Raw genomic sequence first — 19,655 nt, forward strand, 5'->3', positions numbered from 1 at the left:
GTTTTATTAATTTATATTAGGCACAGTATAAAAGGCATTCTGGATTACATTAAAATCAAGATTTTCTTTAGCAACAAGAGTTCCTGTTTCATGTCTGAGGCTAATGATTGCATTTGAAAACTGCTGTTCCGCATTCAGATATTCCAGTTCTGAATAAGTGTATCTTTCCTGAAACTGCATTAAATTAAAAAGAGTTGTTAAACCCATTTGAAATTTGACTTGTTCGTTATTAAACGCTTCCTGATAAAATGCCATTGATTCTTTTGCCTTTTCAAGAATCACAACACTATTATTTAAATTATTAGTAGCAATATTTATATTTAATTCGATGTTTCTCTGGGTATTATCTCTTATTACCTGCTGATCTTTTACCGCAATTTTACTAATCGAATAATTTCCCTTTGCTACATTATTATTTAAAGGAAACATAAACGTTAATTTTGCTCCTCCTCCTACATCCTGCCCCTGATTGTTTACAAATGAAGATAAAGTTTTATCCATTCCATTACCATTACTGGTGCTTCCGTAATAGACAAATCCGGTCAAATCCAGTTGAGGTTTCAGGTTGTTTTCGGCTAACTGATACTGAAGTTCTACAGCTTCAGAGATTTTTTTTATGGCTTTTAAATCTCCTCTATTCTCCTGAGCGGTTTTAATAAATGCGTTTTTATTACTATTTCCACTATAACCGCTTTTGGCAACTTCCGGAAAATCATTGGCAGGAACATCTAACAATTGGCTTTCTTCCTCAGATAATCCGATAGCTCTTCCCAGATTTATCTTTGCAGTGTATAAATTTTGTCTTGCAATAGCGGTTAATCTTTCCTGATTGGTCAAATCTGCATTAATCTGAGCCAGATCTCCCTGAGGTTTTTTATCAGCTTTAACCAGCTCATTTGTCATTTCTAACAGGTTGCGTACCCTCGTTTCATTTTGAATATAAACATCTAAGCTTTTAAATGCTGTATAATAACTCCAATATGCTAATCCTATTTGTAAAATTTCATATGAGCTGGTAAACTCATAGTCATAATTGTTTTTATCAATATAAAGGTTTGAAATCCTTTCTCCTGTTGTAGTAATTCTTTTTCCTCTTCCTCTTAACAACGGCTGGGTTAACGAAAAATTGAGGACTCCGGTATGGTTACCATAAAAAGGACCAACATACTCATTAAAATTATTGAAGGGAAAATTACTATCTTTATAAAGATATCTCAAACTTACTTCTGCTATTTGTGAGGTTCGGAATTTCTTTACAAGGTTAGCGGCAAATTCAACCGAATTAGATTTCAAAGGGCTGTCGATAAACTCATTTCTGGGATCAGCATCATAAAGATTATACCTGCTTTTTTGATAAATAACATTTGAATTCAGATTATAATCGAATGTCCCTGCCTGAACCTGAACGCCCGCTTCGGCATTTTGTACAGCATAATAAGTGCTTTTAATATTCGGATTTTTATTAAATGCAATATTTGAAATTTCAATTAAATCACATTTAATTTTAGATTGACTGTAGAGGTCATTAACAGTAACAATCAATACAGAAAAAAAGAAATAGTAAGCCCTCATTAAATTTTGATCTTATAATTTATAACTTCCTTAGATTATGCCTGCGAAAAACTATTTAAAATTTGTCCAAACCGGGAACCAGCCTGGGCAACACCATCCAAAATTTTGGTATCTATCAGGTCTTCTTCCTCAGGGATACCATAACCTAGCTGATCTGTAGTTTTTCTTAATCTGTTAGAAAGAAATAAGGCTAAGGCATAATAAAAATTAGCTCTGAAATCCGGGTTTTTTGAAAGCCTTAATTCTATGACCTGTCTGGAAATCTTATATACTGTTGATACCTTTTTTGCAATTACAGAAACTGAAGGTGGTCTTGTTTCCAGAAAAGACATTTCTCCTACAACCTCTCCAGATCCTAAAATTGCAATATCATCTTTATCTCCATTTTCTGAACAAACAGATAACTGACCAGATAATATGATAAAAAGACTGTCAATAAAGTTGCCTTTTTGAATCAGTTTTTCACCAATTCCTAATTCTATTTTTTGACCATTTTGAATCATCCATTCTACATCTCTGCTATTTAACTGGCCTAAGAAAAAAAGTGCTCGTTTCATAATGTATTTTTTAAGGTTAAACTAATTTATTTTAATTTGTGCTGTTGATTCAGACAAAAAATCTGACATATCTGACAGTGAAAATCATTTATGAATTCTGCGTAATGAATCATATAGGCTTTCATAATCTGTAATCACAGAGCCACCGTTTACTTTATCTAATTTTTTCTCGTCTAATTCAATATCCTTAATGTTTGGTTTTACAGGTATATTGATGTATATATAGTCCGGATTAGACTGGTCAGCTACCATGATTTTTTTTCCTGTTGGGAGACTTCTTCCAAAAAATTTTTCCAGTGTTTTTTCAGGATTTATAATCAATGACTCTTTAAAATCATCATTTTCCCAGGCTTCCGTAATTATCCTGAAAAACACATCCTGACCTTTTTTTTGTTCTTCTGTTAGTATCATTTCGTTTGCTATTAATTTTTTATACTGCTAATTATTTTATATGTTTTCATCTTAAAGAGTTTATTAACTCTTTAGGAGAAATATCATACTGACTTGAAAATAGTTTTGAAAAATAATGTACATCATTATATCCCACAGAATAGGCAACTTGAGAAATTGAATTTTGAATGTAATTATCAATCAGCTGTTTTGCTTTGTGCAATCGCAGGATGCGTATATACTTATTTGGTGTCAAATGGACCAAATTGGCTATTTTTCTATGCAATTGTCTTTCACTAACTGCCATTTTATATGATAGTTCATACAAGTTCATGTCATTTTGATTAATTGAACTATAAATTTCTTTTTCTAAATTTATGAGCCAGTCCTGGTCTAGTTTTGTGACTTTTTGCGGATTTATTTTATCCATACACAAACTCTGTACATTTTTATTAGATTCATAAATATCAAAAATATCAGGACGTCCCTGAATTGTGAGACTTACGGACTTTGATTTGATTTCTTTTAAAATTTCTTCAATCAGATCGTTTATTTGTTTACTACTTGAAAATATAATTTCATTCTTAACTTTTGTATCAACAGTATCGGGTTTACTTGCAGTGATAATCGTATCTAATGGGCTCTTGATGTTTTGAACAATCTGATTAAGTACATCCGGAGATGACCAGTCAATTGTAGTGCTTTTTGTAATTTGATTTATCATTTTAATGGAAATTAATTTGTTAGTGAACAATTTTTAACAACCCGGCTTTGAAAAGTCATTTTGAATTTGAGAAAAAAACTTTAAAACATTATGCCTGATAAATGTATTCTTGATTTTTAAATATTGGGTTCGGTATTTTATCTATATACTGATCTGCTATCAAATACCTGTTCTTACAATAAAAGTCTTTTAAGCCATCATAAGTCATTGCTATCGGGATAGTTTCAGAACCTAAATAATAAACTGAGGCACCAATAATATGTGTTTTTATCCCTAACATATTCATAATTCTCAATAACTTGCTATCGCATTCCGCCAGAGCAACACCATTCTTTTGCTCACATATTGGAGCAATAGCGCAAACCATTAATCTTCTGAATAAAGTTCTGTCCTTACTATTCTTTTTTGTTGCAAATCTGCCTATATGCCATATTGAGGACAATTTTTCTGAGTAATTTAAAACACTTAATGGATCTATATCGAAGATTTTCTGAATAGGGAGTTTAGCTTTATAATCCCATTTAATCACCCTTATAGATCCTTCAATGTTCCCTGAAAAATCTTTAGCAACAAAAATTTCAGAATCTTTGAAATAGTTTAGTTCTTCATCGTACACTTCCTGAGTGTCGTTAACAAGTTCCTTTGTAGTTACATTTTCGCAATGATGACTGAAATTCTCTTCAACTACAAACTTTGCTAATTCTGTTAGCTGATCTAATTCTAATCTTTCTAAATAACTTTGTGTAATGTTCATGGGTCTTGGTTTTCTAACAAAGCTAATTTTCATATATTATAAATTCACTACACCAAATTGTAGTATTAAATTGAAAATGAACAAACTATACTTTTGTGTAGTTGTATTAGAATAAATCAGTACCAAAAAAAGCTGTAATTTTAACAAAGATGTTTATAACTACACATTTACAATATTTACCTCATATTTTTTAATATTTAATTGTTTGAAAATCAGTTAAAATCATGTTTTTTTTTCAAACATGTATCTGTTATATTTTTCATTTGATAAAAACACACTACAAATATGTAATTATTTTCATACACAGTAAAAAACAATTAAATTTGAATAAAACTAGATGTAAATGAATAGAGCAGATTTAAATTCGTTTTTTGATTCGAGAAATATAATTTCTGGCTTAACTGATGAAGAAATTTCTAAAAGATTAGAATATTTAGAGCCAATAAAAGCGTTTTCGAGAGCTACTTATACCAGTATTTATGTTATAGATTACTTAAAGCAAGGCTTTGAATTTGTTTCTGATAATCCATTATTTCTTTGCGGTAATACTGCTGAAGAGATACAAGAAATGGGATATTCTTTTTATTTCAAACATGTTCCCGAGGCCGACTTAGAGTTACTGCTAAAAATTAATTCTGCTGGTTTTGATTTTTATGAAAAATTACCCATTACTGAAAGAACCCAATATACCATAACATATGATTTTCATTTAAAAAATAAAGAAGGGAAGCTGATTTTAATTAATCAGAAACTAACCCCTCTTTTTTTAACTGAAACTGGTAAAATTTGGAAAGCAATATGTATTATTTCATTATCATCCGAACGTAAAGCCGGGAATATCAAGATATATAAAAACGGTGAAAATAAAGTTTATAATTATAATCTCAATAAAGGATTTTGGGAAGATTCAGAAAAAACATCCTTATCCAAAAGAGAAAAAGAGATTTTACAGCTTTCTACCAGAGGATTTACCATAAATGAAATAGCGAATGAAATATATGTTTCACCAGACACTGTAAAATTTCACAGAAGAAAATTATTTGAAAAATTAGAAGTCACCAATATATCTGAAGCAATTGTTTATGCGACTAATAACAAACTAATTTAAAAATAACGTTCTGTAACTATATTATTAATTTTATAATCTATGCTAAAGCGTATTCTATAACTTTTTCCATCTTAAAACTTGCCATTGTTTCATTTATTTCTGCCGCGAGTTTATCTAACATATCAAAATCTGTTAAGGTATTTTTTTCAAATCTATCAACCATTTCAAGAAAAACATTCCAGTAGTCAGGATTATCGTCAGGATGAGGAATATGCCCTGAAACACCTAATTCCTGCAGCCTTAATGCTATATCCTCACGATCGTAGCATTGAGTACCGATTGTTAGGGATGCCACTCTGTTCATTATTGGATAATTATAAATTGAAGCGCTGCACTGATGAATTACTAAATTTGAAATTCCACATATATAGTGTAATGGAAATAATCTATTATAAAAAACTTCTTGTTTGTATTTATCATTTATTTCACAATTACAAGTAGTGATAACAGCATAGTTACGTTTGACAAAAAACTCTATAAAATTTTCTATTGGAGTCCGGTCTACAGTGCCTGTTGTAATAAAAACTATTGGTTTTTGTTTATTATTATTTAAAAAATCCTCTAATCTGGCAGATAAATCCTTAGAGGGTTTATCCATAACAAGAAGTGGCCCTGAATAAAAGTAAGATTCCCTGTCTGTAATGTTGTCCGGTAAACGTTCAATTGTGGAGATTCCTGGAATAATCTTAGCTTTCGGTTTTATATATTTTTCCAAAAAACATAGATCTGCCGCCTTGAACATTGATAATTCTGAATTATATAAATTTGAAGAATCTACAGATTTTACAAAATTACTTCCTTTGTGAAAAGAATGAATATGCTTATCATTTCTAAAAAATTTATCAATATATCTAAAAATACCAGTACGCTGAATTGAAACCCTGGGCAAATCGTTCTTCTCGGCAATCAATGGTGTAAAACAGGCTGTATCTTCTATAATTAATGATGGCTTCACCATTTCATATGCTTTTTTTTCCATTTCAACTACACACTGATTAATTTTCAGCAAATCTTTAGACATAATAAGATTCTCGTCAAATCCATAATCAATAGGTACACAGTCTACACCTTGCATCATAAGAAATCTTTGCGAATTATTATTTACTAAAAACTGATTTTTAACCCCAGTTATATTTGTTAAATACTTTTGCTGTAAAACATATAACGGAATCAAATGAGAAATTCCGCCAGCGATATAAGGTATAGTAAGAATATTCATGATATTATTGTATTAAGCATTTAAAAATGAAATCAATTATACTGTATAAAAAGATTCTTATTTAAATATTTTCTATGATAAAGCATATTCAATAACTTCATTCATTTCAAAATTTGACATGGTTGTATTTATTTCAGCATGAAGTTTATCAATCATATCACGATTTGTCAATGTTTTTGTTTCAAATTTATGGACCATATTCACAAACACACTCCAATAATCAGCATTATCTGCAGGGTGTGGAATGTGACCAGAAACACCTAATTCCTGTAATCTTATGGCAATGTCTTCCCTATCATAACATTGAGTACCCAGAGTTAACGAAGGGACTTTATTGATTATAGGATAATGATACATACCGGAACCACATTGATGAATAACTAAATTTGAAATTCCGCATATATAGTTAAGAGGAAGTAATTTATTATAAAAGACCTGCTGCTTATATGTATTATTTATTTCATAATTACATGTAGTGATGACGGCGTAGTTGCGTTTCACAAAATACTCTATAAACTTTTCTACAGGAGTCATGTCAACAGTTCCTGTAGTAATAAAAACGATAGGCTTTTCCTTATTACTTTGTAAAAAAACACTAAGCCGCTCAGATAAATTCTTTGAAGGTCTATCCATAATAATAAGAGGTCCGCAATAAAAATAGGATTCTTTTTTTTCTATGTTTTCAGGCAAGCACTCAATTGTTGGAATTCCAGGAATTATTTTGACTTTAGGTTTTAAATATTGTTGAAAAAAATACAAATCAGAATTATTATACTTTGGTAGCTCCTTAATTTTAGAATCTGAAAAAATTACAGCTTTTTCAAAATTATTACCTTTCATTATAGAATGAACATGGTTGTTATTCCTGTAACTCTTATCTATAGTTCTAAAAAAGCCGGTACGCTGAATTGAAATTCTTGGTATATGATTTTTTTCAGCAATTAATGGTGAAGTAAAAGAAGTGTCCTCGATAATTAGTGAAGGCTTAACTATATTGTAAGCTTCTTTTTCTTTTTCAACCAGATATTCTGTTAATTTAAAATAATCTTTAGATTTGATTAGTTCATCATTATCAAAATAATCCATTGATACACAATTAACATTTTGAATTTTAAGCAATGTCTGCAAATTATTACCTACCAAAAACTGATTGTTATATTTGACATTATTTCTAAAATACCTGTGATGCAGAACATACAAAGGAATTAAGTGTGAAAGTCCTCCTGCAAAGTAAGGTATGTTTAAAATATTTATCACTGCTTGATATTTAAAGTTATTTTAATTATAAAATGAGTGGATAAATCAATTATTTTATTTAATCTTGACTTTATCTTTAAACAAAAAAAACAATATTATGACAAAAGTTATAATATATATACTATCCAGCCATGGCTTTTTGAGTGTCAAAGTACTAAAATCAAAATGTTTAAATATTATGAAACCCAAGATAATGGCTATGATTATGGCAATTGGCCGAAACTGATTGTTACTCATAATTCTGTAATTGAAAATGCAAATTAACTGTAAAAAGTTATCAAACAACCACTAAAAAGTGGTTGTTTGATATAATTTAAAACTAAATAAGGTTTTAAAATTCTATACATGCGAACCCAGCCAGCATAAACCAAAACCAATACCAGCACCTATCGCATATGCTACTACTGGTAAGATTCCACCAGCCAACATTTCTAATTGTTCTTCTGTTAGTTCCAGCTCATCCAAATTGATTTTAGCAGGAATGTTGAAATAAATTACAGATTCGTCTGTCTGGTCTTCAACAACAATTCTTTTATCGCTAGGTAATAAAGCTTTTCCTGTAACTTGCTCGATTGCCGCGATAGGGTCTTTGATCAATTGCTCTTTAAAAGCTGTACTTTCCCATGCTTTTTGTGCCAGAACTTTTACTAACTCTGCACCTTTTTCCTGTTGTTCTATTGTCGTTTTCATTGTGTTTTTTTTATGTGTTATATATTTTATATCGAAATATTATTATTGATGTGATGCTGCATAAATTGCAATCCCAACACAAACCCCATACAGAATTAATGGTAAGACTCCGCCTGCTACCTGTTCTAATTGTTCTTCAGTTAATTCCAAACTGTTAATATCTAATTTTCTTGGAACGTTGAAGTAAACTGTAGAAGCATCAGACTGATCTACTACTACTAGCTTTTGTCCTTTAGGCAAACTAATTTTATGCCCGGTTAATTTTTCTATTGCTTCTACAGGATTAGCTATTAACTCATTCATATACTGTTTATCTTCCCATGCTTTCTGTACAACCTGTGAATTCAATTTTTGTTCTAATGTAATTTCCATGATCTTATGATTTTGATTTGTTAATACTAAATTGCGTTTATAATAGTTCTGGTTCTGGCCCTGGAGGAAAGCAAATAATAGGAGGCCATTTTGGGACTACTGAAATTGGAGGCCAGATTGCAATAGTCTGTAATCCTCCGGCTACTGACTCTAATTGATCTGCGCTTAATTCAACATCTTCCAGTTGTTTTGCTGCAGGAATATTAATATAAACCGCAGATTCATCTGTCTGATCTCTTACCACTAATGTTTTTCCTTCTGGTAAATTCAATTCTTTACCAATAAATTTTTCAATTGTAGCGACTGGGTTAGCTATTAATTCTTTTTTAAATTCAGCATCTTCCCATGCTTTTTGCACAATTTCAGCATACATTTTTTGTTCTTGTGAAAATTCCATGATTTAAAAGGATTAGGTTACTATTTTTATAATATAAATATATCTTTTGGAAAAGTTGGAGTTGGTATCCATGGACCTGGCATTGGGATACATCCTCCAGGACCTATTATACCACCAGCAACAGCTTCAAGTTGTGCATCACTCAATTGCGCATCTACTGATTTTGGAGCTGCAGGAATATTAATATAAACAGCAGACTCATCTGTCTGATCCCTTACAATAATCGTTTTGCCTGCAGGCAAATTCAATTTTTTTCCTGTAAAATTTTCAATGACTTCAACTGGGTTTGTTATTAATTTTTTTTTGAATTCAGCATCATCCCATGCTTTTTGTACAATTTCTGCGTACAACTTTTGTTCTTGTGTAATTTCCATGATAATAATTTTTTAAGTGTATTAATAGTAATATTGTTTAATAAATCTATAAGGATAATGGAGTTGAATAGATAAGTGTTATTCAAAACCATGTTTATATTATTATGTAATTTTTTAATGCAGGAAATAAACTATTAATAAGATCAGGCCATACTGTTTGTCCGCCTCCGGCAATTATTTCTAATTGATCTTCTGTAAGTTCTATATCATCGATATTTGGTTCACTCGGAATGTTAACGTAAACCTTAGATGTGTCTGTCTGGTCATTAATTACAAGTGTTTTTCCCTCAGGTAAAACAATCTTAGCTCCCGTCAGATTTTCTATTGCCTTTATAGGATCTGAAACCAGGATTCTTCTAAAATTAACATCTTCCCATGCTTTGGAGATTACTAATCTTAAAACCTCTTCTTCTTTATTTTGTTCCATGATTATGTCCTTTTGTATAATGTAAAATTAGAAGTCTTTTAGATTATAAAAATGACAAATAAACTGACAAAAAACACTTAAATATGTATTTCATCGATTAAAATACTATTTTCATCGACAATCATATCTTGTTTTGAAACGAAATACATTTTGATTTCTCCTTTTCCTTTAGCATAAATGTTTCCACGGTACTCAAATTGGAAGCTTTTCTCCTGTTTGATAAGATTGTATAAAGACTCACTTATATTAACTTTACCGGCCATTCCGTTACTCTCTACCCTGCTGGCAGTATTTACGGTATCTCCCCAAACATCATATTGAAACTTTTTGACCCCAACAATACCGGCAACAATTGGTCCAGCATGTATACCAAGACGCATTTCAAAAGCCGGCTTATTTATAACTGAATTCTGATTTTTTCTTTCTATCATAAATTCCTGCATTTCTAATCCCGCCAAAACGATATTTTTTAGCGAGTTCTCGTCTGGGTTTGGTATCCCTCCGGCAGCCATATAAGAGTCGCCTATAGTTTTTATTTTTTCGATATCATATTTATCAGAGATCAAGTCGAAGGCTTTAAAACAAACATTTATTTCTTCTACAAGATCTTGTGGTGACATTTTTTCGGCAGTTTGCGTAAAGGATTTAAAATCGGTAAAAAGAATTGAAACCAAATTAAAATCCCTGGCGTTAACAAAACCTTTTTCTTTTAATTCTTCAGCTATTTCTTCAGGTAGGATATTTAGTAAAAGCTTTTCTGAACGGTCTTTTTCAATTTTTAATGCCTCTCTGGATTTTCGAACATAGTTTAGCCTATTCCATAAAGCAATTGTTATCAATATTATAAAACCCAGAGAAATAATAATTAGATTTTTTTGCTTTTCCTTCTTTTGAACTTCTTCTTTATGTTTAATTTCAAGAGTATGCTCTTTTGTTACATAGGCAATGCTATCCATCAACATAGCCTTCTGAAATTCCATATTCAATATCTTATTAGATGTTTCTTCAGACTTTAAGCTATCATTGTAAGCATTAGATTTTTCATAAAAATTAAGAGCCGATTTAGAATTGCCAGAAGACTTATAAGCTTGATAAAGACATTTACAAGCTTCTTTTTTTACTGATAAGGCTCCTAAGTTTTCTGCAATTTTAAGTCCCATTTTACATTTTTCAATGGCTTTGTCATTTTTACCCAATTGATTTAATGTAGTACCAATAGCGACTTGCGAAATAGCTGTATATTGTAAACTATTAATTTTTTGTGCCCACTTTAGACAGCTATTATAATAGGATAAGGACTTTATAAGATCGCCCTGGGTGTGAAATAGTTCTCCTAAATTATAAAGTACTTCTATCTTTTTTTGTTGATCATTTATCTCATCAGCAATTTTCAAAGCCTGATTAAAGTAACTGTAGGCCTTAGTATATTGCTTCTGCATCATGTAAATTTTTCCTGCACCATTTAAGTTATGAGAGATTCCTGTTGAATCTTTTAGCTCTTTATAAATAGCTTTGGCTTTTTGGGAGTAAATCATTGCATTAGTGTAGTCTTTAATATCAATATATATACCTCCAATATTTTGAGTTGTTGCAGCAATTATTTTTTTGTCTCCAATTTTTTTTTGAATTTTTATGGCCTGATTATAAAATTCTAATGCCTTTGGATAATTTCCTAAATAATAATAAACAGCCCCCATATTATTTAATGCTGAAGAAACCCCTTTTTTGAAATCAATTTTTTCATAAATTTCTTTGCATTTCTTATAGTAAGAAAGGGCTTTTAAATAATCTCCCTGATAATAATATGTGGTTGCAATTTTATTAAAGCTATCCCCAATACCTTTTTGATCACCTAATTTTTGATATAAACTCAGGCATTTTTCAAACAAAACCATTGCTTCTAAAAACTTGCCTGTATCCTGATATTTAATTCCTATATTTAACAAACTATCAGCTGTTTTCTTATTTTCGGCAATAGGTTGTACGATACGCTTATGTGTCACAATTGTTTTTGGATACGCATAAAAACTTATTCCATAAGTCAGAAAAAAAAGAAACTGAAAATATGTATGTAAAATTTTCATTGATGGTCTTAATTTAAATTCAAAACGTATATGTTCAAATGAGCATATACGTTTTTATTTCAAGATTGAGATCTTAAACAGAAATACTACTCGTTTTAAATATCAAATACAAATCACTATTTAACAATAATTGGAGGAGTTTGTCCATCTCCGCCTCCACCTGAAATGTAGTCTAATTGTTCTTCGGATAATTCTGCATCTTCCATGATTATCTCTGGATTAACCGGTATACTAATATAAATGGCAGATGCGTTTGACTTATCTATAACACTAATAGTTTTTCCCTCAGGAAGCTGGATTGGCTTTCCTAAAAAGCTTTCAAGCGTTTGAATTGGACTAGCTATCAAATTACTTTTAAAAACTGGATCATCCCACGCTTTTTTTACAATGGATTCCAAAATTTTCTGATCATTAAATAATTCCATTTTTTTATGTTTTTAGATTAAACTTGTTTCTTTACACTTGTAAAATTATTAGCATTAAATAATATAGAATTGCCAAATAGACTGACAAAAAGCAAATAAGCTTATTTATTACCTTTTTTTGTAGTCTTTCATAATTACTTTTTTTATATACTACTAGGCTGATTATTTTAAATAAAAAAACTGTGACGAATAAATCCGACACAGTTTTAATTAAAATATAATTTGTATTGAAAGAAAATTTTACCTATCCAATCGTTGTAAAATAAAACTCTGGAAATGTTTTTACAGATTTATTCGTAGCAATGTCAAAAGAGATTGAAGTACAGACAGCTGCTGCCTGCCATGATGCAACGGATAACTGAGGCGGAGGGAGTTTTTTCTTCTCCTTTTTATATCTATCAACTATTTCTTCGAGCCATTCCTGTGGATTTCCAGAATTTCTCATATAATTTGAAACGTAATCTACAACATTTAGTTCATTGAATCTTTCGTTTTGTTTTTCTAAAATATGTAAACCAGATTTTTTTGAAATTACAAGAACAAGTGCTGCCCAGCCTAAATTATATGGGTGCAAGACTGGTATATTTTTCTTTTGACATAGAGAATCAAACAGTAGCGGAACATCTGAAGTGAAGTCCAGTGCATTGATAGCTATTTTATGGTCTTTAATATATTGGCCAACATTATCAGTCGTTAAAAAACAATTATGAATAGTAATTTTTGCTTCACTATTAATTAAAAGCAACCTTTCCTTAAGGGCTTCTGCTTTATCTGTTGATATATCTTTTTCAGTATAATTCTGTCTGTTTAAGTTGGATAGTTCTACAGTATCACCATCAATTATCGTCAAAGTTTCAAAACCTAATCTTAATAAACATTCGGCGATGACACTGCCAATACCGGCTCCAGCTAAAAGTATGTGAGTTTTTTTTATTAATTCCTGATCTTCTTTATTGATATAAAGCCGGTTTCTTTCATGTCTTTTTTCCATATATTTTCTTATAAAAATAACTAAAAAGATACCTTTTAAAAAATTTTTTTCACAAAACTAGCTAAAAGACAAACGTTTAAAATAAAAAACCATATCAAACCTCACATGAAAATTGAGATTTAATATGGTTTAATTAAAAGAAAGTTTATCTAAAATCTTGTATAAACTTTTTTATAACTAAGAATTATGAAATTGCCTTTACCCCTTTATCAAACAACTTGATTTAGTAAAATAAAATACAATTAAAACTTATTTACAGATTCATTTTTTTTGCATCTTCAACAAATTGTTTTAAACCAATATCTGTAAGTGGATGTTTTAATAAACCTTTAATTGCAGACAAAGGTCCGGTCATCACATCTGATCCGATTTTGGCACAATTTACAATATGCATGGTATGCCTTACAGAGGCTGAAAGTATCTGTGTTTCATAATTATAATTGTCATAAATCTGTCTGATTTCGGCAATTAGATTCATCCCATCTGTAGAAACATCATCCAATCTTCCTAAAAAAGGAGAAACATAAGTAGCCCCTGCTTTTGCAGCTAATAACGCCTGACCTGCCGAGAATACCAAAGTCACATTCGTTCTGATTCCTTTTGAAGAAAAATATTTGCAGGCTTTTACGCCATCGCCAATCATAGGTAGTTTTACAACAATCTGTTTATGTAAAGCTGCCAGTTCTTCTCCTTCCCTAACCATTCCTTCATAATCTGTAGAAATAACTTCGGCAGAAACATCTCCATCAACAATATTGCAAATATCAAGATAATGCTTCAAAATGTTATCTTTTCCTGTAATGCCTTCTTTGGCCATCAATGAAGGATTTGTTGTAACCCCGTCTAAAACTCCCATAGCCTGGGCTTCTTTAATATCTTCTAAATTTGCGGTGTCTATAAAAAATTTCATTAGTTGTGGTTTTTCTTTTTGATTAATAATAGTGTTTTAATCCTCATTCAATAAATGAACTGGAAATAAATAAATTTTATGTATAACGAAAGATGGTGAAGAAAATCACCGTAAAAACTTGTTTCAACCATTTTTTGTAAAATCCAGTGATATAACCGTTGATTATTTAATATCAACGGTCAAAAATCACTAAGTAAATCCACTGGATTTTCTCCGGCAAATACACTAACCAAAAATATTTGCCAGAGATAAAAAAACTACAAAACAATCATGATTTCGGTTTTTGATAACCGAAAAGTTTCTTTATTCAATCAATTAAATGTATTGATTGATGATGTTTTCAAACAATTCCTGTTTACCGCTTTGAAGAGTTAGTTCTCCATTTTGGTTTGCGATATCGTATAAATCTTTAAGGTTTAACTTTCCATCAGCAAAATCTTTACCTTTTCCTGAATCGAATGAGCTGTATCTTTCTTTTCTTAATTTCTCGTAAGGAGAAGAAGTGATGATTTTATCAGCTGTCAGTAATGCTCTTGCAAAAGTATCTGCACCGCCAATGTGTGCTAAGAAAACATCTTCTAAATCTGTAGAGTTTCTTCTTATTTTAGCATCAAAATTAACTCCACCACCTTGCAATCCGCCAGCTTTTAAGAATACCAACATCGCTTCAGTTGTTTCCTGAATGTTATTTGGAAATTGGTCCGTATCCCAACCATTTTGGTAATCACCTCTGTTTGCATCAATACTACCTAACATACCTGCTTTTGCAGCAACTTCAATTTCATGCTGGAAAGTATGCTGAGCCAATGTAGCGTGATTTACTTCAATGTTGATTTTAAAATCTTTGTCTAAGCCGTACTCTTTTAAGAATCCAATTGCTGTTGCAGAGTCAAAATCGTATTGGTGTTTAGATGGTTCCATTGGTTTTGGCTCAATAAAGAAAGTTCCTTTAAAACCTTGTGCTCTTGCGTAATCTCTTGACATTGTTAAGAATCGTGCCATGTGGTCTAATTCTCTTCCCATATCTGTGTTTAATAAAGACATATAACCTTCTCTACCTCCCCAGAATACATAGTTTTCCCCATCAAGGGCAATTGTAGCATCCAAAGCTAATTTTACTTGTCCACCGGCTCTTGCCACAACATTAAAATCTGGGTTTGTAGCCGCTCCGTTCATGAATCTTGGGTTTGAGAAACAGTTTGAAGTTCCCCAAAGCAATTTAATCCCTGATGCTGCTTTTTTCTCTTTTAAGTATTCTGTAATGAATGCCAAACGTTTTTCTGATTCTGCGAAAGTTGGTCCCTCAGCAATCAAATCGTAATCGTGGAAACAGAAATAATCAAATCCCATTTTGCTGATAAATTCAAAAGCAGCATCTGCCTTATCTTTTGCAGCCTGATAAGGATCTGAAGACTGATCCCATGCAAAATTTTGTGTCCCTGGTCCGAATGGATCGCTTCCTTGTCCGCAGAAAGTATGCCAGTAAGCAATCGCAAATCTAAAGTGTTCACGCATTGTTTTTCCTGCTACAACCTGATCCGGATTGTAATATTTAAATGCTAATGGGTTGTCAGATGCTGCACCCTCAAATTTAATTTCGCCAATACCTTTGTAGTATTCTTTATTTCCTAAAGTTATCATTTTGTTTTTTTTATTTATTTGTTAATAGTATTTCTAATTCTTTTTTCCAGTTTTGGTAAGCCTTTTCATATTCTTCTTTATTTTTTAAAGGTAAAAAGGTCATTACATGATCATTAGTTGTAATTGCTGAACCAAATTTTTCGAAATCACCGTCAGTTAAGCCAACTGCTCTGGCTGCTCCAACAGCTCCGGTCGTATTGTAAATTTCTATTTCGTGTCCAATTAATGTTGCAACTGTATTGGAGAAAATTTCTGAACGGAATAAATTATCATTCCCCGCTCTGATCACATTAATTGTGGCATTATCATCTTTCAGACATTCCATTCCGTATACAAAAGAAAACGCAATTGCCTCTAAAGATGCCCTGTATAAATGTGCGTTTGTATGAATATTAAAATTCAGGTTTAAAATATGAGATCCAATGTTTTTATTGTTGAACATTCTTTCAGCCCCATTCCCAAACGGAATTACAACTAATCCTTGTGAACCAACATTTATCTGAGATGCTTTTTCATTCATCTCTTCATATGATTCACTTCCTATGTTGTTACGCATCCATCTGTATTGGATTCCGGCTCCGTTTATATTCAGCAATTTTCCAACTCTCGGATTTGATTCGGAATAATTTACATGTACGAAGTTGTTTACACGAGTACTTTTACCCGAATTGGTTTCAGTAACTGCATAAAAAACTCCAGATGTACCTCCTGTTGCCGCGACTTCTCCCGGACGCAATACATTAAGTGATAATGCGTTGTTAGGCTGATCTCCTGCTCTGTAAACAATCGGAATTCCAACAGGAAGTCCTGATTCCTGTGAACCTTTTTCGGTAACAATTCCCTGATTTGTAAAGTTCTCTACAATATTTGGTGTCAGGGACTGATCAATTCCGTAATAATCCAAAAGCCAGTCCGCTACTTTATTTTCTTTGTAATCCCAAAGCATTCCTTCAGACAACCCATTTTTAGTTGTTGTTACCTCGCCGGTCAATTTCAAAGCGATGTAATCTCCAGGAAGCATGTATTTAGCAATTTTACTATAAACCTGAGGTTCATTTTCTTTAACCCATTTCAATTTTGAAGCAGTAAAATTCCCTGGCGAATTCAACAAATGTTCAGCACATTTTTCAGCTCCTATTTCAGTATAAGCTTTGTTTCCAATTTCAACAGCGCGACTGTCACACCAGATAATAGAGTTACGTAGCGGATTCCCATCTTTGTCGACAATAACCAGTCCGTGCATTTGATACGAAATACCAATTCCCTGAATTTTAGAAGCGTCAATATTAGCTTCCTTGATTGCTCTTTTCGTTGCTGTACAAATGTACTGCCACCACATTTCAGGATCCTGTTCTGCCCAGTCTGGCTGTAATGACGAAATTTCCATTTCGTTTTGCGGCTCGTTTAATACAATTACTTTTTTCCCCGTTGCTGCTTCCACCAGGCCAACCTTGACCGAAGAGCTTCCGATATCATATCCTATATAATACATAATTTTATAATGATTCTCTTAATATTAAACTTGTTGGTACGTAACACTGAACTACTTCGTCATTTGTAATAAATGCTGCCGCTTTTGTTCCTATTTCTTTAAAATCAGTTGAAATAACTGAAATTCCTTTATAAATAAATTTTTTCATTGGCGTTTCATTATAAGACAAAAAGCCAACATCCTGACCAGGCTCAAATTCTTTCTCTTTACATTGTTCTAAAAAATGCCCTAAAATGCGGTCACTGATACTTATATAAGCGACTCCTTTTTCAATATTAAAGTTTTTCGGATCTGTACTAATTTCATTTTTAAAATTAAAATCGGTACAGAATTTCTTAAAGCTCTCCAGTGTTTCTTTTGGATGATTCGTGTAATCCGGATAAACAAAACAGATGCTTTTATATTTTTTAAACAAATCAACTGCTTCTTTTAATGCAGTGTAAAATGCTTTTCCAAAATCCTGAAAAACATAATTATTTTCTTTTTTCGAATGTATATTCCAGTCAATCAAAAGCAATTTATCATTCGAAATAGCCGACAAAGTTGATGACACCTCTTTATCATCAAAATTCATTACTACATATTTATAATACTTTCCGACACTATTATTGATAATCGTTTTAAAAACTTCAATATTATAATGATGAAATTGTACATCAGTAATAATATTATCCGGTAGATTATTCACAAATGAGTGATATAAAACCTCTTTATATGCTTTGAAAGTATCTAATACCAAAAGCACTTTTCTTGTTTCGCCTGAAACATAATATCCTTTATTAGGAACAGAATCAATTATTTTCTGATCTTTTAAAATTGAATATGCTTTAAAAACAGTATCTCTTGACAACTGATTTTCTTTGCAAATGGCATTTACGGACGGAAGCAAATCCCCTTTTTGTAAAATATTCTCTGCAATTGCATTATTTATGCCGTTAACCAATTGCTGGTATTTCGGAATATCACTATCATGATTAATTACAAATACAAACTTTTCCTGTTCTTCCTTTAGCATACTGTTCCGTTCTGTTCTGGTCTGCTAATTTAAAATATTTTGTTTATTAAACAAAATATTTTGTTTCTATTTTTCTCTTAAAAAATAGACTATATCAAATAATCAATAAATTATAACAACTCAAAAGCATATTTCATTCTTATCTACTAAAAAATCGAAATCTAAAATATGCTTTTGAGTTATTATCAGGCTAATTGTAATTTGATTAGAATTATAAAATCTAATGGTTACATTTCTTTTCTGTATGGATCAATTGTATTTATTGAACCATCTTCATTATAAGTAATTTCAGTTACTTTTATCGATCTCAAATGGGTTACACCTTTTGAAAGACTGGAATCATGATAAAAAAGATACCATTTTCCATCTACTTCACAGATAGAATGATGTGAAGTCCAGCCAATTACAGGATTCAGAATTCGCCCCTGATACGTAAATGGCCCATATGGATTGTCACCAATTGCATAACAAATAAAGTGAGTATCACCAGTAGAATATGAAAAATAATATTTACCATTGTATTTGTGCATCCATGGACCTTCAAAGAAACGCTGCTCATTATTTCCAGCTAATAATACATCGCCATTTTTATCAAGAATTTTAATTTCTCTGGGAGACTCATTAAATTGAGTCATATCCTCTGTAAGCATCCCTACTATTGGTCCTAATGCAGGCTCATTTTCACCCGGCTCTTCATTTTCTTCAGAGAATTTATTGTTTCGGTATTTTTGAAGCTGGCCACCCCAGATTCCTCCAAAATAAAGATAAAATTTTCCATCTTCGTCTTCAAAAACTGCAGGATCAATTGAATAACTCCCCTTAATTGCTTCCGGCTCAGGAATAAATGGCCCGGTAGGAAAATCGCTTATAGCAACTCCAATCTGGAAAATTCCGTCAACACGTTTGGCCGGAAAATACAAATAATATTTACCATTCTTACAGGCAGCATCAGGAGCCCACATTTGTTTCTCAGCCCATGGAACATCTTTCACATGCAATGCAACTCCATTATCTATTACTTCAGAATCTATACTTTCCATAGAGAACACATGATAATCCTCCATACCAAAATGGTCACCGTTATCGTTAAAAGGAATCCCGGCATCAATGTCATGCGATGGATATATATAAATTTTTCCGTTAAATACATGTGCCGAAGGATCGGCCGTGTACATATGTTTAACTAATGGTTCTGATATGGCAATTTTATTGATTACCTCAAAATTAATGTGTTCAATGCTATCCTCAGGCATAGT

The 19,655-nt window shown here is 31.6% G+C and carries 21 protein-coding genes; 1 reads left to right on the forward strand and 20 read right to left on the reverse strand.

Annotated features, from left to right (window positions below; genetic code table 11):
- Positions 1-6: 6 nt before the first annotated feature.
- The 5 genes from OZP09_RS01790 to OZP09_RS01810 all read right to left on the reverse strand — a co-directional run bounded on the left by OZP09_RS01790 (position 7) and on the right by OZP09_RS01810 (position 3,997).
- On the reverse strand, positions 7-1,572 hold the full coding sequence (locus tag OZP09_RS01790; RefSeq protein WP_281310179.1) for a TolC family protein: 1,566 nt from the start codon (positions 1,570-1,572) through the stop codon (positions 7-9).
- Between the two features lie 35 nt (positions 1,573-1,607).
- Positions 1,608-2,129 (reverse strand): cyclic nucleotide-binding domain-containing protein, encoded by a 522-nt coding sequence (locus OZP09_RS01795; RefSeq protein ID WP_269236227.1) that lies wholly within the window; start codon positions 2,127-2,129, stop codon positions 1,608-1,610.
- Positions 2,130-2,213: 84 nt separating this feature from the next.
- Positions 2,214-2,540: an NHLP leader peptide family RiPP precursor gene (locus tag OZP09_RS01800; protein WP_281310180.1), complete on the reverse strand. Its 327-nt coding sequence runs from the start codon at positions 2,538-2,540 to the stop codon at positions 2,214-2,216.
- A 46-nt stretch (positions 2,541-2,586) separates the two neighbouring features.
- Positions 2,587-3,243 (reverse strand): helix-turn-helix domain-containing protein, encoded by a 657-nt coding sequence (locus OZP09_RS01805; RefSeq protein WP_269236230.1) that lies wholly within the window; start codon positions 3,241-3,243, stop codon positions 2,587-2,589.
- Positions 3,244-3,331: 88 nt separating this feature from the next.
- Complete coding sequence (locus OZP09_RS01810) at positions 3,332-3,997, reverse strand: hypothetical protein (RefSeq protein ID WP_269236231.1); 666 nt, start codon at positions 3,995-3,997, stop codon at positions 3,332-3,334.
- A gap of 343 nt (positions 3,998-4,340) precedes the next feature.
- On the opposite strand from OZP09_RS01810, the gene OZP09_RS01815 reads away from it, so the two are divergent.
- Entirely contained in the window at positions 4,341-5,105 is a 765-nt protein-coding gene (locus tag OZP09_RS01815) for a response regulator transcription factor (protein ID WP_281310181.1), read from the forward strand.
- 37 nt (positions 5,106-5,142) lie between these two features.
- Here the strand turns inward: OZP09_RS01815 and OZP09_RS01820 are convergent, their stop codons facing one another.
- From OZP09_RS01820 to OZP09_RS01890, 15 genes are all read right to left on the reverse strand, one after another.
- A complete protein-coding gene (locus OZP09_RS01820; protein ID WP_281310182.1) occupies positions 5,143-6,324 on the reverse strand; it encodes a hypothetical protein in 1,182 nt (393 codons plus the stop codon).
- A 72-nt stretch (positions 6,325-6,396) separates the two neighbouring features.
- On the reverse strand, positions 6,397-7,581 hold the full coding sequence (locus OZP09_RS01825; RefSeq protein ID WP_281310183.1) for a glycosyltransferase family protein: 1,185 nt from the start codon (positions 7,579-7,581) through the stop codon (positions 6,397-6,399).
- A 339-nt stretch (positions 7,582-7,920) separates the two neighbouring features.
- Complete coding sequence (locus OZP09_RS01830; RefSeq protein WP_269236236.1) at positions 7,921-8,271, reverse strand: class IIb bacteriocin, lactobin A/cerein 7B family; 351 nt, start codon at positions 8,269-8,271, stop codon at positions 7,921-7,923.
- 42 nt (positions 8,272-8,313) lie between these two features.
- Entirely contained in the window at positions 8,314-8,643 is a 330-nt protein-coding gene (locus OZP09_RS01835) for a class IIb bacteriocin, lactobin A/cerein 7B family (protein WP_269236237.1), read from the reverse strand.
- 37 nt (positions 8,644-8,680) lie between these two features.
- Positions 8,681-9,040 carry an NHLP leader peptide family RiPP precursor gene (locus OZP09_RS01840; protein WP_269236238.1) on the reverse strand — a complete coding sequence of 120 codons (360 nt, stop codon included), beginning with the start codon at positions 9,038-9,040 and terminating at the stop codon, positions 8,681-8,683.
- A gap of 26 nt (positions 9,041-9,066) precedes the next feature.
- The gene (locus tag OZP09_RS01845; RefSeq protein ID WP_281310184.1) at positions 9,067-9,414 is read right to left on the reverse strand and encodes an NHLP leader peptide family RiPP precursor; all 348 of its coding nucleotides are present in this window, start codon (positions 9,412-9,414) and stop codon (positions 9,067-9,069) included.
- Positions 9,415-9,508: 94 nt separating this feature from the next.
- Entirely contained in the window at positions 9,509-9,841 is a 333-nt protein-coding gene (locus OZP09_RS01850) for a hypothetical protein (protein ID WP_269236240.1), read from the reverse strand.
- Positions 9,842-9,918: 77 nt separating this feature from the next.
- Positions 9,919-11,925 (reverse strand): adenylate/guanylate cyclase domain-containing protein, encoded by a 2,007-nt coding sequence (locus tag OZP09_RS01855; protein ID WP_281310185.1) that lies wholly within the window; start codon positions 11,923-11,925, stop codon positions 9,919-9,921.
- Positions 11,926-12,041: 116 nt separating this feature from the next.
- Complete coding sequence (locus tag OZP09_RS01860) at positions 12,042-12,350, reverse strand: NHLP leader peptide family RiPP precursor (protein WP_269236243.1); 309 nt, start codon at positions 12,348-12,350, stop codon at positions 12,042-12,044.
- Between the two features lie 244 nt (positions 12,351-12,594).
- Complete coding sequence (locus OZP09_RS01865) at positions 12,595-13,341, reverse strand: HesA/MoeB/ThiF family protein (protein WP_281310186.1); 747 nt, start codon at positions 13,339-13,341, stop codon at positions 12,595-12,597.
- 253 nt (positions 13,342-13,594) lie between these two features.
- Complete coding sequence (gene fsa, locus OZP09_RS01870; protein WP_278009981.1) at positions 13,595-14,251, reverse strand: fructose-6-phosphate aldolase; 657 nt, start codon at positions 14,249-14,251, stop codon at positions 13,595-13,597.
- A 315-nt stretch (positions 14,252-14,566) separates the two neighbouring features.
- Positions 14,567-15,892: a xylose isomerase gene (gene xylA / locus OZP09_RS01875; protein ID WP_269236245.1), complete on the reverse strand. Its 1,326-nt coding sequence runs from the start codon at positions 15,890-15,892 to the stop codon at positions 14,567-14,569.
- 10 nt (positions 15,893-15,902) lie between these two features.
- On the reverse strand, positions 15,903-17,384 hold the full coding sequence (locus tag OZP09_RS01880; protein ID WP_269236246.1) for a xylulokinase: 1,482 nt from the start codon (positions 17,382-17,384) through the stop codon (positions 15,903-15,905).
- A 4-nt stretch (positions 17,385-17,388) separates the two neighbouring features.
- On the reverse strand, positions 17,389-18,399 hold the full coding sequence (locus OZP09_RS01885; protein ID WP_269236247.1) for a GntR family transcriptional regulator: 1,011 nt from the start codon (positions 18,397-18,399) through the stop codon (positions 17,389-17,391).
- A 227-nt stretch (positions 18,400-18,626) separates the two neighbouring features.
- Complete coding sequence (locus OZP09_RS01890; protein ID WP_281310187.1) at positions 18,627-19,652, reverse strand: glycoside hydrolase family 43 protein; 1,026 nt, start codon at positions 19,650-19,652, stop codon at positions 18,627-18,629.
- Positions 19,653-19,655: the final 3 nt, after the last annotated feature.

Source organism: Flavobacterium flavigenum, from assembly GCF_027111255.2.
Taxonomy (GTDB): domain Bacteria; phylum Bacteroidota; class Bacteroidia; order Flavobacteriales; family Flavobacteriaceae; genus Flavobacterium; species Flavobacterium flavigenum.

Excerpts from the sequence above, each read along its gene's own strand:
- OZP09_RS01790 (WP_281310179.1), bottom strand. The coding sequence starts at position 1,572 with ATGAGGGCTTACTATTTCTTTTTTTCTGTATTGATTGTTACTGTTAAT.
- OZP09_RS01850 (WP_269236240.1), bottom strand. The coding sequence starts at position 9,841 with ATGGAACAAAATAAAGAAGAAGAGGTTTTAAGATTAGTAATCTCCAAA.
- OZP09_RS01800 (WP_281310180.1), bottom strand. The coding sequence starts at position 2,540 with ATGATACTAACAGAAGAACAAAAAAAAGGTCAGGATGTGTTTTTCAGG.
- OZP09_RS01840 (WP_269236238.1), bottom strand. The coding sequence starts at position 9,040 with ATGGAATTTTCACAAGAACAAAAAATGTATGCTGAAATTGTGCAAAAA.
- OZP09_RS01830 (WP_269236236.1), bottom strand. The coding sequence starts at position 8,271 with ATGAAAACGACAATAGAACAACAGGAAAAAGGTGCAGAGTTAGTAAAA.
- fsa (WP_278009981.1), bottom strand. The coding sequence starts at position 14,251 with ATGAAATTTTTTATAGACACCGCAAATTTAGAAGATATTAAAGAAGCC.
- OZP09_RS01805 (WP_269236230.1), bottom strand. The coding sequence starts at position 3,243 with ATGATAAATCAAATTACAAAAAGCACTACAATTGACTGGTCATCTCCG.
- OZP09_RS01860 (WP_269236243.1), bottom strand. The coding sequence starts at position 12,350 with ATGGAATTATTTAATGATCAGAAAATTTTGGAATCCATTGTAAAAAAA.
- OZP09_RS01820 (WP_281310182.1), bottom strand. The coding sequence starts at position 6,324 with ATGAATATTCTTACTATACCTTATATCGCTGGCGGAATTTCTCATTTG.
- OZP09_RS01810 (WP_269236231.1), bottom strand. The coding sequence starts at position 3,997 with ATGAACATTACACAAAGTTATTTAGAAAGATTAGAATTAGATCAGCTA.
- OZP09_RS01835 (WP_269236237.1), bottom strand. The coding sequence starts at position 8,643 with ATGGAAATTACATTAGAACAAAAATTGAATTCACAGGTTGTACAGAAA.
- OZP09_RS01880 (WP_269236246.1), bottom strand. The coding sequence starts at position 17,384 with ATGTATTATATAGGATATGATATCGGAAGCTCTTCGGTCAAGGTTGGC.
- OZP09_RS01815 (WP_281310181.1), top strand. The coding sequence starts at position 4,341 with ATGAATAGAGCAGATTTAAATTCGTTTTTTGATTCGAGAAATATAATT.
- OZP09_RS01885 (WP_269236247.1), bottom strand. The coding sequence starts at position 18,399 with ATGCTAAAGGAAGAACAGGAAAAGTTTGTATTTGTAATTAATCATGAT.
- xylA (WP_269236245.1), bottom strand. The coding sequence starts at position 15,892 with ATGATAACTTTAGGAAATAAAGAATACTACAAAGGTATTGGCGAAATT.
- OZP09_RS01845 (WP_281310184.1), bottom strand. The coding sequence starts at position 9,414 with ATGGAAATTACACAAGAACAAAAGTTGTACGCAGAAATTGTACAAAAA.
- OZP09_RS01865 (WP_281310186.1), bottom strand. The coding sequence starts at position 13,341 with ATGGAAAAAAGACATGAAAGAAACCGGCTTTATATCAATAAAGAAGAT.
- OZP09_RS01890 (WP_281310187.1), bottom strand. The coding sequence starts at position 19,652 with ATGCCTGAGGATAGCATTGAACACATTAATTTTGAGGTAATCAATAAA.
- OZP09_RS01795 (WP_269236227.1), bottom strand. The coding sequence starts at position 2,129 with ATGAAACGAGCACTTTTTTTCTTAGGCCAGTTAAATAGCAGAGATGTA.
- OZP09_RS01855 (WP_281310185.1), bottom strand. The coding sequence starts at position 11,925 with ATGAAAATTTTACATACATATTTTCAGTTTCTTTTTTTTCTGACTTAT.